The organism is Xenorhabdus sp. PB62.4, assembly GCF_014467285.1.
GTDB lineage: Bacteria > Pseudomonadota > Gammaproteobacteria > Enterobacterales > Enterobacteriaceae > Xenorhabdus.
The window spans coordinates 29,690-42,543 of sequence record NZ_NKHR01000002.1; the positions used below are offsets into that span (position 1 = coordinate 29,690).

Sequence of the window (12,854 nt, forward strand, 5' to 3'; positions counted from 1 at the left end):
TTGATATCAGAACGCGGGTCATCGATCTTACTGATAAAGTTAAAAATACTCATTATTACGATCGCTATTTTTATGGAATAGCGTGATCTTATCGTTTTAATGAGAGAAAGAGCTATAAGAAGTTATATTCTGGTCTTTATTTAACCTAAATAACCTTACTAAATATATGAGATCTCACCCTGATTCACCTATGGATAATCATTTATTAGCACGTTATCTCTTTTATTGGGGACAAATCGGGCATATATCATAATTAAATGTTTTAAGCAAAAACCAGAAAGACGCATAAAGCATCTTTCTGGTTTCTTTACATCAATAATTAAATCAGGAATTAATACTTACCGAACATTTCCTGAATTTTTGCCACATCAGTAGTCTGAGTCAGCGCCAGTTGCAGAAGAACACGCGCTTTCTGTGGGTTCAAACGCTCAGACGCTACAAATCCATACTTGCTGTCGTTAACTTCAGCATTCTGGGTGGTGTAACCAAAAGGAATACGACTGGAGCGAACAACAACGACACCCTCTTTAGCTGCTTTAGTCAACGTGTCGAAAATGGACTTATAGATGTTACCGTTACCTACACCCGCACTAATGATGCCCTGATAACCATTTTCAACGAAAGCTTTCGCTGGCAGATCAGATGCGTTGGAGTAGTTATAAACAATGCCAACTTTTGGCAGTTTGTCCAATTCGCTAACATCAAAAGCCGCTTTGTTAGTTTTTACTGGCGCTGCGGAATAGTAGTTAACTTTGCCGTTATGAACAAAACCCTGTGCACCGGAATTTACAGCCTGGAATGCCTGAACTTCCGTTGTGCTCAATTTACCGATGTCACGACCATGAATAACGGAATCATTCATCGCCAGCAAAACGCCACGGTTTGCAGAGTTTTTATCCGCAGCAACAACAACCGCGTTGTACAAGTTCAATGGGCCATCAGCACCCAAAGCGGTGGATGGACGCATAGCACCAACCATCACGATAGGTTTTTGGCATTGAGTCGTTAAATCAAGGAAGTAAGCCGTTTCTTCCATGGTATCAGTACCATGGGTGATAACGAAACCATCGGTTTTACCACAATCAGCATTGATTTTTTTCGCCAGAGTCAACCAAACCTGATCGTTCATGTCCTGCGAACCAATGCTGACAACTTGCTCGCCTTTCAAATCAGCAATGTTTCTGATTGCCGGCACTGCGTTCAGCAATGAATCAACACCGACTTTACCGGCAGTATAACTAGATTGAGTTGCAGATTCACCACCCCCGGCAATCGTGCCGCCAGTTGCCAAAACAGTAATATTTGGCAAAGCAAAAGCAGAACCGCTAACTAAAGCCAAAAAACCGGCTATTGCTGTCATTTTAGTCTTTTTCATTATTCAACCTCTTGTAAAAAAAGCTATTTTATTATGTAAACTAAGAATAAATAAACTCTAATTAACAATAATTTTTGGGAATTGATAGAGCGGATGAAAAAAACGCCGTATGATATGCGGTCTTTAGCATAAATTGAAGTGAATCACGATGACGCAAACCTATATCCCAGGCAAAGATGCCGCATTGGAAGACTCCATTAATCGTTTCCAGCATAAGCTGGAATCTCTCGGTTTTAATATTGAAGAAGCCTCATGGCTGAATCCTGTACCAAATGTCTGGTCAGTACATATCCGCGATCGTGACTGCCCTCTGTGCTTTACCAATGGTAAGGGAGCCAGCAAAAAAGCGGCATTGGCTTCTGCATTGGGAGAATATTTTGAGCGTCTATCGACAAACTATTTCTTTGCTGATTTTTACCTTGGCGATACTGTTGCCAAAGGCGAATTTGTTCATTATCCGACTGAAAAATGGTTCCCTCTGCCGGAAGATGATTCTCTGCCAGAAGGGATTTTAGATGAGCGCCTGCATCGTTTTTACAATCCAGATAATGCGCTCTGTGCCAGCCAATTGATTGACCTGCAATCGGGTAATGAGGAGCGTGGTATCTGTGCCTTACCATTCACGCGCCAATCAGATAACCAGGCTATTTATATTCCGATGAACATTGTCGGAAATCTGTATGTTTCAAACGGCATGTCCGCCGGAAATACCATGAACGAAGCCCGCGTTCAGGGGTTGTCTGAGGTGTTCGAACGTTATGTGAAAAACCGTATTATCGCAGAACGCATCAGCTTGCCTGAAATTCCACAGGATGTTATGAACCGCTATCCTGCCGTAGTTGAAGCAGTCAACAAATTGCAGGAAGAAGGCTTCCCGCTTTATTGCTACGATGCCTCACTCGGTGGTCAATTCCCTGTAATTTGTGTTGTATTGTTCAATCCGAATAATGGTACTTGCTTCGCATCCTTTGGTGCTCATCCTGATTTTGGCGTTGCGCTGGAACGCACTGTTACAGAGCTGCTGCAAGGGCGCAGCCTGAAAGATCTGGATGTCTTTACTCCACCAAGTTTTGATGATGAAGAAGTCTCTGAGCATACTAATCTGGAAACTCACTTTATTGATTCGAGCGGTGCAATCAGTTGGGATCTTTTCAAACAGGATGCCGATTATGAATTTGCTGACTGGAGTTTCAGTGGTACGACAGAGGAAGAGTTTGCCACTCTGATGGGAATCTTCAATACGCTGGATGCTGAAGTCTACATTGCAGATTACGAACATCTTGGCGTTTACGCATGTCGCATTCTGGTTCCTGGCATGTCAGATATTTATCCGGTTGAAGATTTACACATTGCCAATAACACGATGGGCACGCATCTGCGTGACACGATCCTGGCGTTACCGGACAGTCAATGGCAGCCGGAAGAGTATCTTGCCTTTCTCGAACTATTGGACGATGAAGGACTGGATGATTTCACCCGCGTTCGTGAATTATTAGGTATTGCTGCGGGTAAAGATAACGGCTGGAGCAATCTGCGTATCGGTGAATTGAAATCTATGCTGGCACTGGCTGGTAACGATTCGGAACAAGCCCTGATCTGGGTTGAATGGACACAGGATTTCAATGCCTCTGTCTTTACCGCTGAGAGAGCTAATTACTATCGCTGCCTGCAAACACTGCTGCTATTAACTCAGGAAGAAGATCGCGAACCCGCACAGTATTATCAAGCATTCGTTAAGATGTATGGGCAAGATACGGTTGATGCTGCTTCCGCTGCTATTGCTGGGGAGAACTGTTTCCACGGTTTATGGTCTGTTGATTCAGAATTAAAAGCATTGCCCGCGCATCAGGCATTGTTGAATGCTTATGAAAAACTGCAAAAAGCTAAACGTGAGTTTTGGGCGAAATAATTAAACTGTTACATTAAAGTTTATTAACTATAAAAAGTAAAATTCAGGTTAAATATAATTTATTTCAAAACAACAAATAAATGACAATTTGACCTGTTATTTTACTTTTCCATCTGAACTCTCTAAAACCCCCTACATAAAATATTTTTATAAATTTTAAAAAATATTTTTTCTTTATAATCAAAGTGATAAAATAATAACGCTGCATTTTGACGTCCATAGTTCACCAAACTTTCGGGCTAATATGATCCATATCAAATTCAGGTCAATGTCCATTTGTTACTATCATTGCGTGCTACAATTATTTAAGGATAAAGAGAGTGTTAGGATGAAAACTGACAACCCTTTTAATTTATTTCCACCTGCTGTAATGGCACAAATCTCTGATGATAGTGGTGTATATAAAGTCAATAAACACCCCGCAGTGACGTACTTATCGGCAATCATGGCAGGTGTGTTTATCTCCATTGCTTTTGTTTTTTATATTACGGCAACAACAGGAACCTCATCCATTCCTTATGGATTGGCAAAATTGACGGGAGGGATCTGCTTTTCCCTTGGCTTGATGCTGGTGGTTATATGTGGTGTTGATCTTTTCACTTCCACGGTACTGACGATCATTTCAAAAGCAACAGGGCGCATTACGTGGTCACAGATGTTCAGGAACTGGATTAATGTTTATATCGGTAATCTGATTGGCGCGTTATTTTTTGTGATCCTAGTTTGGTTCTCAGGCCAGTATGCCGTTGCCAATGGTGCCTGGGGGCTGAATGTATTACAGACCGCGGATCACAAAATGCACCATACCTTTATTGAAGCGGTATGTTTGGGTATTTTAGCCAATTTGATGGTCTGCCTTTCGGTTTGGATCAGCTATGCCGGACGCAGTTTGACCGATAAATTATTCGCGTTGATACTCCCGATTGGGATGTTTGTTGCCAGCGGCTTTGAGCACAGTATCGCTAATATGTTTTTAATTCCGTTCGGGATCGTCATCAGAAACTTCGCGCCAGATGAATTCTGGGTGAGAGTGGGAGCAACCCCCGAACAGTTTCCTCAACTCACCATTTCGAACTTTATTACCGATAATCTGATCCCTGTAACGATAGGTAACATTATTGGTGGTGCTGTATTAGTTGGGTTGACTTATTGGTTTATTTATTTACGTGGCGGCAAAAAGCATTAACTGCGCCTCCACGCCAGATTTATTAAAATTTCCACTGTTAAAAGGTAGAAGTATCATGTCTGAGTTAAATGAAAAATTTTCTGTAGCATGGCAAGGATTTAACGAGGGTAGCTGGCAAAATGAAGTTAACGTTCGTGACTTCATCCAGAAAAACTATACTCCGTATGAAGGTGATGAATCATTCCTTGCAGGCGCCACAAAAGAGACAGATATTTTGTGGGAAAAAGTCATGGAAGGTATCAAAATCGAAAACCGTACTCATGCACCGGTAGATTTTGATACTAATGTTGCGTCTACAATTACCTCTCATGATGCTGGTTATATTGCAAAAGATCTGGAACAAATCGTTGGTCTGCAAACTGAAGCACCTCTGAAACGTGCCATTATTCCATTTGGCGGCATTAAAATGGTTGAAAGTTCTTGCAAAGCCTATAACCGCGAACTGGATCCAAAACTGAAACAGATTTTCTCTGAATATCGTAAAACCCATAATCAGGGGGTATTCGATGTTTATACACCTGATATCCTGAAATGCCGTAAATCTGGTGTATTGACTGGCCTGCCTGACGCTTATGGCCGTGGACGCATCATCGGTGATTATCGTCGTGTTGCGCTATACGGTATTGACTTCCTGCGTGATGAAAAATATGCCCAGTTCACTTCCCTACAGGAAAAACTGGAAAACGGCGAAGATCTGGAATCGACTATCCGCCTGCGCGAAGAAATTTCTGAACAGCACCGTGCTCTTGGACAAATGAAAGAGATGGCGGCTAAATATGGTTACGATATTTCCAACCCGGCCACCAATGCCAAAGAAGCGGTACAATGGACTTATTTTGCCTATCTGGCAGCCGTTAAATCTCAGAACGGCGCAGCAATGTCCTTCGGTCGTGTTTCCAGCTTCTTGGATATCTACATCGAACGCGATATTAACGCAGGCAAACTGACAGAAGAGCAGGCTCAAGAGCTGATCGATCATCTGGTCATGAAACTGCGCATGGTGCGTTTCCTGCGTACTCCGGAATACGATGAACTGTTCTCCGGTGACCCAATCTGGGCAACTGAATCACTGGCAGGTATGGGTTTAGACGGTCGTACTCTTGTGACCAAAAACAGCTTCCGTTTCCTGAATACACTGTACACCATGGGGCCATCCCCAGAGCCTAACATGACCATTCTGTGGTCTGAAAAACTGCCGATTAGCTTCAAAAAATTCGCAGCAAAAGTTTCTATCGATACTTCATCTCTGCAATATGAAAACGATGATTTAATGCGTCCTGACTTCAACAGCGATGACTATGCTATCGCATGCTGCGTCAGCCCAATGATCGTCGGTAAACAAATGCAGTTCTTCGGTGCCCGTGCAAACCTTGCAAAAACCATGTTGTATGCCATCAATGGCGGCGTGGATGAAAAACTGAAAATGCAGGTTGGCCCGAAAGAAGCGCCAATGAAAGATGCAGTGCTTGATTATGACAAAGTTATGGATCGCATGGATCACTTCATGGATTGGTTGGCAAAACAGTATGTCACTGCCCTGAACATCATCCACTACATGCACGACAAATACAGCTATGAAGCTTCATTAATGGCACTGCATGATCGTGATGTGTTCCGTACCATGGCATGCGGTATCGCGGGTCTGTCCGTGGCGGCTGATTCACTGTCTGCAATTAAGTATGCGAAAGTTTCCCCAATCCGTGATGAAGATGGTTTAGCAACTGATTTCAATATCGAAGGTGAATACCCACAATTCGGTAACAACGATCCTCGTGTCGATGATATCGCTTGTGATCTGGTTGAACGCTTCATGAAAAAAATCCAGAAACTGCAAACATACCGCAATGCAGTTCCAACACAGTCTGTACTGACCATTACTTCAAACGTCGTTTATGGCAAGAAAACAGGTAATACCCCTGATGGACGCCGTGCCGGTGCACCATTTGGTCCAGGTGCTAACCCAATGCACGGGCGTGACCAAAAAGGCGCAGTTGCTTCACTGACCTCCGTTGCTAAACTACCGTTTGCCTATGCTAAAGATGGTATTTCATATACCTTCTCCATCGTACCGAATGCGTTGGGTAAAGATGATGATGTACGCAAAGCAAATCTGGCGGGCTTAATGGATGGCTATTTCCATCACGAAGCAGATATCGAAGGCGGTCAGCATCTGAATGTCAACGTGATGAATCGTGAGATGTTATTGGATGCAATGGAAAATCCTGAGAAATATCCTCAGTTGACTATTCGCGTATCCGGTTATGCAGTACGTTTCAATTCGCTGACTAAAGAACAGCAACGAGATGTGATTACCCGTACATTTACTCAATCAATGTAAATAATCAGAATAGCAGCATCGAAAATGTCATTATTTTCTGATGAAATGAAATGACATACACTAAAGGCCCCTCCACAATTGGGGCCTTTATCAGCTTGTCAGTCTTTGGAGAAATCCTTTCATGTCCGTACTTGGTCGTATCCACTCTTTTGAATCTTGCGGAACCGTTGATGGCCCCGGTATCCGTTTTATCGCGTTTTTCCAAGGCTGCCTGATGCGTTGCCTCTATTGCCACAACCGCGATACTTGGGATACCCATGGCGGAAAAACCGTGACAGTTGAAGAATTAATAAAAGAAGCAATAACTTATCGTCATTTTATGAATGCTTCTGGTGGTGGCGTTACAGCTTCTGGTGGTGAAGCCATTCTTCAGGCTGAATTTGTCCGCGACTGGTTCAGGGCTTGCCATGCAGAAGGCATTCACACCTGCCTGGATACCAATGGTTTTGTTCGCCGTTATGATCCGGTGATCGATGAACTGCTGGACGATACCGATCTGGTTATGCTGGATTTAAAGCAGCTTGACGATGACATTCACCAAAAATTAGTCGGAGTTTCTAATCACCGGACTCTCGAATTTGCCCGTTATCTGGCAAAACGTCATCAAAAAGTTTGGATTCGCTATGTCGTCGTCCCCGGTTGGTCGGATGACGATCAATCCGTTCATCTGCTTGGTGAATTTACCAAAGATATGAAAAACATTGAGAAAATTGAATTATTACCTTATCACGAACTTGGTAAACATAAATGGATTGCAATGGGCGAAGAATATAAACTAGAAGGTGTCAAGCCCCCATCAAAAGAGACAATGGATAGGGTAAAAGAAATTTTGAGTCGTTATGGGCATCATGTGATCTACTAGATTTATCCCTCTTCTAATCAAAAACTGGCATCAAATAATTGCTGCCAGTTTTATTCTAAATAGTTATCTTAACACCTCAAATCTATTCTTATATTTTCTACCAATAATATTGAATAATTATTTAATTTCAGCAATATTATCACAATATTCCGTTGTTACTCCGAGGATATTATGATGAAAAACTTCATTTTTTCTTTATTTAGCGTATGTATATTATTAACTTCATTAAATACACAAGCTAATGAGACAACATTAAAACCAAATAAACCAGCATACGAAAGTAATGATAATACATTGATAAACCTCGATGACAAACCTAAAAACAATAACATCCAAATTTATACCAATGGTAAAAACAATAAAGTTATATTAAAAATTTTCACATTAAATACTTGGCTAGCGGGTATTACCGTTAAAGGTGGTTATGAAGGCATTATAAATGCTATCATTTCTACTAACGCGGATCTTATAGCACTTAGTGAAGTAAAAAATTATAATAATATTGATTTTACTAAACGCTTAGTAAAAACGCTTAATGCCAAAGGAATAAGATATTATTCTTACAAATCAAAAAATGATGCCAGTATTCTTTCCCGTTACCCTATAATCAAACATAGTAATTTTGACAGATTTACTAAAGCATTAATTAAAATAAATAACACTTATATAGATTTTTACTCCTGTCATTTAGATTATAAAAACGCTGCCTATTACCTTCCCAGAGGTTATGATGGTAATACTTGGAAAGAGTTAGCCAATGGCCCAGATACTAATATTAACGATATACTGAGAGAAAACAATCAATCCCAACGTCCAAACTCGATTAAATTATTTATAAATGATGCTCAAAATGAAATCAACAATAATCATTTAGTTATATTGGCGGGTGATTTTAATGAACCTTCTTGGATGGATTGGTCAGAAGAAACGAAAAATCTTTTCGACCATAACGGAGCTGTGGTTCCTTGGACGAGTAGTAAACTATTAACTAATTCAGGCTATCTTGATACTTATCGAATAAAATACCCCGATCCAGTCGCTTATCCAGGTTTTACCTGGCCAGCAAATAATATATATGTTGATATCAAAAAGCTTATATGGGCCCCAAAAGCAGATGAACGCGATCGGATTGATTTTATTTTTTTCCACAATGACTCACGATTAGCAGTTCAAGGTGCCGTTATCATTGGACCTTCTGGTAGTATTGTTAAAAGCAAACGTGTTCAAGAAACCTCTCAAGATAAGTTTAAACAGCCTAAAGGTGTTTGGCCTACTGACCACAAAGGTGTATTAGTTACTTTTGATTTAAGACCCTAACTGGTTGATATAACTTACTTATCCAAAATATAAAGGCTGAATAATGATAAATTCATCCCATTAATTATAACCAGTTATAGTAATATCAGGCTGAGTACAGCCTGATATTATCCAAATAAAAAGCCAGATTGCGCTTTCATATTTCTTTTTTAATTACATCAATTAACTATAACTAATTAATATTTAATAAAAATCATAGAAAAATGCCATTCAAACAATGGTAAAATATTAACCACAGGATATGAAGAACATACGGCCTTAAACCAGAACAAATTTCTGGCATTGAATAAAAATTTCAATCTAAATAAATTCAATTTTTGCTATTAAAGATAAATTTATTTGCTTTACATCCATATGGATAAGTTAATTTAACTAAAACATATTGTCATAAGCGACAAAAAACACTTCAATTTACTCAGTAACACGGATAAAACCACCATTAATCTACTGATAAGAATGACAATTAATACTTGTTGATTAATAATTTTTATATGATAATTCTGCTGTTTTCTCTAACAATTTGTGTTAGCGGGGTGGAAATAGAGAAAAACCAATTCGACAATAGCCATTCAATAAGATAAATCGGAAAAAAAATGGATAATCAAGAGATTAATTTGAATTCAGGAGAAAACAACGTTTCCCTGAGCAAAGAAAAAAGCACATTCATTCCTGGTGGTCGAGCAGTAGGAGCTGGAGCAGCAACAGAGTGGATCGGTAACGCATGGGAGATGTTTAAAGCAAGTTCACTGAAATGGATATTGATGACTTTAATTTACATAGTTATTCTGATAATAGCTCAGTTCATGCCTGTACTCGGTATCTTTACTGCACTATTTGGTCCAGTATTCGTTGCAGGCTTCATCGCTGCAAGTGAGAAACAAAGAACAACAGGCGATTTTGACATAGAGTCAATTTTCTACGGATTTAAAAATAAGTTGGGTTCATTAGTTGCTGTTGGTGCACTTTACTTTGGTATACATCTGCTTGGCTTTATTGCTGCTATGATTGTTGGCGGTGCAAGTATATTTCAATTGATTTTATCAGGGCAAGACCCCGATCCAGCACTATTAATAGGTAGCCTTTCTACCTTTCTATTAGCAATAGTTGTTCTATACATTTTCATAATAGTTGCCTTAGCGTTTATCTGGTTTGCTCCTGCTCTGATCATCATTAATGATTTAAAATTTGGCGAAGCAGTTTCAATGAGTCTTAGTGCAGTAAGGAAAAATCTATTTGGTGGTTTTCTCTTTTTCTTGTTGATAGGCATCCTGATGTTTGTTTCCGCGATTCCATTACTATTGGGTCTGCTTGTGACAATCCCTATGTACATGATAACTTATTACACGACCTATCGTAGTATCTTTTATACTCCAGAAGAAAAAGAAACAAAATCGAGTTTAATCGTTTAAATTTTCACCCATCGATACCCACATGTAAAAAGCGCTAAAAAATAGCGCTTTTTTATTATCACTTAACACTTTGTATAACCAGATAAAAAACATTAATAATCAGGAGATTAAAAAGTAATGGATAACCCAAATATTCATCAAAATTTGGAAAACACATCTAATAATGCTACTAATGATAACAGTATATTCATTCCCAATGGACAGACAATTAATGTAAGCGCAACCATCGGTTGGATAGGCGATGCGTGGGATTTTATAACACCTAAACTGGTTATGTGGATAGTAATGGTAATTATCTATGGAATCATCCAATTAGGCCTAATACTTATCCCGCATTTTGGTTTTATTCTTCCTAATTTATTGGAGCCTTTATTTGTCGCTGGCATTATAGTCATTTGTGAAAAACAAAGAACTCACGGTAAATTCGAGTTAGGACGTTTTTTTGATGGATTTAAATATAAATGTGGTGACCTACTTGTCGTTGGTTTAATCGTTTGTGGAATACAAATAATAAGCTCCCTGCTTATCGCACTAATCGATGGTGACAATCTCTATCAATCTGTTTTTGGTGATATCTATTCATACATTAATTTTGACTCAATCATAACCTATAATGATTCAGAATCATCATTTTTATCCCTGATGATTTCCCTAATTTCCCTGTTTTTATCCACTGCATGTTCTTGGTTTGCTCCTGCACTGATTATCCTTAAAAATTTCAACGTAGGAAAAGCTCTTTCAATCAGTTTCAATGCAATATCGAAAAATATTTTAGGGGTAATACTATTTTTCATTTTTATGTATCTTTTAATATTTCTTTCTACACTTCCTCTATTTTTAGGGCTCTTGCTAACAGCACCGCTGTATATGGCAACCTCTTATTCCTCTTATCGTCGTGTTTTTTACAAAAAAGAAGAATCCTCGAACAAGCTGTGAATTAATTAAACCTGATGATAATAAAAGGAATTTTAAAAATAAGGGAATGATATTTAGATCTTATTTTATTAGGAGCTTACTCATAAAAAAAGCGCCAATATTCGGCGCTTTTTTTATTAAAGAATACATGTTATTAACCAATGTATTCCAGTCCATTCATATAAGGACGCAACACTTCTGGGATTTCAATACGGCCATCTGCCTGCTGATAGTTTTCCATCACCGCAACCAGTGTACGACCTACCGCTAGACCAGAACCATTCAGTGTATGCACCAACTGGGTTTTCTTGTCATCTTTACCGCGGAAACGCGCCTGCATACGACGAGCCTGAAAATCCCACATATTAGAGCAAGATGAGATTTCGCGGTAAGTATTTTGCGCAGGCAGCCAAACTTCCAGATCGTAAGTCTTTCTTGCGCTCGCTCCCATATCTCCTGTACACAGCAACATCTTGCGGTAAGGCAAGTTCAGCAACTGCAACACTTTTTCGGCATGCCCTGTCAATTCTTCCAGTGCATCCATGGATTTTTCAGGATGAACAATCTGAACCAATTCAACTTTATCAAATTGGTGCATGCGAATAAGACCACGGGTATCACGGCCATAAGAACCCGCTTCAGAACGGAAGCAAGGTGTATGTGCTGTCATTTTCAGTGGTAATTCGCTTTCATCCAGAATTTCATCACGAACCAAATTTGTAACAGGGACTTCAGCCGTTGGGATCAAGGCATAGTTACTGCCAGATTCTTCTTCCAGCGGTCTGGTGTGGAACAGATCTTCGCCGAACTTAGGCAATTGACCCGTACCATACAGAGAATCTTGGTTAACTAAGTAAGGAACATAAGTTTCCAGATAACCGTGCTGCTCAGTATGCAGATCCAGCATGAACTGTGCGATAGCACGATGCAGGCGGGCAAGCTGGCCTTTCATTACGACAAAGCGTGAACCTGTTAATTTTACCGCAGCAGCAAAATCAAGGCCGCCGGTCAATTCACCCAGTGATACATGATCTTTGATTTCAAAGTCATACTGACGAGGCTCACCCCAACGACTCATTTCCAGATTGTCACTGTCATCTTTTCCGTCAGGAGAAGAATCATCCGGGATATTCGGCATGCTTAAAGCAAGAGTACGGATCTCAGCCTGCAACGCTTCCAGTTCAGCTTTTGCTGAATCCAGTTTTTCTCCCAATTGATTCACTTCCTGACGCAGTGGTTCAATATCTTCACCACGGGCTTTCGCTGCACCAATAGACTTCGATCGGGAATTACGTTCTGCTTGCAGGGTTTCAGTTTCAACTTGTAAAACTTTGCGGCGCTCTTCTAATTTGCGCAGCATCTCCACATCAAGGGTATAACCCCTGCGAGCCAATTTTTCGGCGACTGCGTCTAGCTCATTACGCAGTAGGTTTGGATCGAGCATACTAGTCCTGTGCTTGTTGTTATTGAGAAAATTGTTATTGAGAAAATTGTTATTGAAAAAATTGTTACTGAGAAAACATGATGAAATCTGTTGGATATA

General features: G+C 39.9%; 9 protein-coding genes. 7 read left to right on the forward strand and 2 right to left on the reverse strand.

Annotation, left to right across the window (positions count from 1 at the left end):
• Nucleotides 1-331: 331 nt before the first annotated feature.
• On the reverse strand, nucleotides 332-1,375 hold the full coding sequence (ansB, locus tag Xenpb_RS02005; protein WP_187652868.1) for an L-asparaginase 2: 1,044 nt from the start codon (nucleotides 1,373-1,375) through the stop codon (nucleotides 332-334).
• A 148-nt stretch (nucleotides 1,376-1,523) separates the two neighbouring features.
• Between ansB and ycaO the strand changes: the two genes are divergently transcribed.
• The 7 genes from ycaO to Xenpb_RS02040 all read left to right on the forward strand — a co-directional run bounded on the left by ycaO (nucleotide 1,524) and on the right by Xenpb_RS02040 (nucleotide 11,332).
• Nucleotides 1,524-3,284 (forward strand): 30S ribosomal protein S12 methylthiotransferase accessory factor YcaO, encoded by a 1,761-nt coding sequence (gene ycaO / locus Xenpb_RS02010; RefSeq protein WP_187652869.1) that lies wholly within the window; start codon nucleotides 1,524-1,526, stop codon nucleotides 3,282-3,284.
• 328 nt (nucleotides 3,285-3,612) lie between these two features.
• Nucleotides 3,613-4,470, forward strand: coding sequence for a formate transporter FocA (focA, locus tag Xenpb_RS02015; protein WP_187652870.1), 858 nt, complete (start codon nucleotides 3,613-3,615; stop codon nucleotides 4,468-4,470).
• Nucleotides 4,471-4,525: 55 nt separating this feature from the next.
• The gene (gene pflB / locus Xenpb_RS02020) at nucleotides 4,526-6,808 is read left to right on the forward strand and encodes a formate C-acetyltransferase (RefSeq protein ID WP_187652871.1); all 2,283 of its coding nucleotides are present in this window, start codon (nucleotides 4,526-4,528) and stop codon (nucleotides 6,806-6,808) included.
• 121 nt (nucleotides 6,809-6,929) lie between these two features.
• On the forward strand, nucleotides 6,930-7,670 hold the full coding sequence (gene pflA / locus Xenpb_RS02025) for a pyruvate formate lyase 1-activating protein (protein ID WP_187652872.1): 741 nt from the start codon (nucleotides 6,930-6,932) through the stop codon (nucleotides 7,668-7,670).
• Between the two features lie 171 nt (nucleotides 7,671-7,841).
• The gene (locus tag Xenpb_RS02030) at nucleotides 7,842-8,987 is read left to right on the forward strand and encodes an endonuclease/exonuclease/phosphatase family protein (RefSeq protein ID WP_187652873.1); all 1,146 of its coding nucleotides are present in this window, start codon (nucleotides 7,842-7,844) and stop codon (nucleotides 8,985-8,987) included.
• A gap of 593 nt (nucleotides 8,988-9,580) precedes the next feature.
• Nucleotides 9,581-10,396 (forward strand): BPSS1780 family membrane protein, encoded by an 816-nt coding sequence (locus Xenpb_RS02035; RefSeq protein ID WP_187652874.1) that lies wholly within the window; start codon nucleotides 9,581-9,583, stop codon nucleotides 10,394-10,396.
• A 117-nt stretch (nucleotides 10,397-10,513) separates the two neighbouring features.
• Complete coding sequence (locus tag Xenpb_RS02040; RefSeq protein ID WP_187652875.1) at nucleotides 10,514-11,332, forward strand: BPSS1780 family membrane protein; 819 nt, start codon at nucleotides 10,514-10,516, stop codon at nucleotides 11,330-11,332.
• Nucleotides 11,333-11,465: 133 nt separating this feature from the next.
• Here Xenpb_RS02040 and serS read toward each other — a convergent pair whose 3' ends face one another.
• Nucleotides 11,466-12,755: a serine--tRNA ligase gene (gene serS / locus Xenpb_RS02045; protein WP_187652876.1), complete on the reverse strand. Its 1,290-nt coding sequence runs from the start codon at nucleotides 12,753-12,755 to the stop codon at nucleotides 11,466-11,468.
• Nucleotides 12,756-12,854 lie beyond the last annotated feature (99 nt).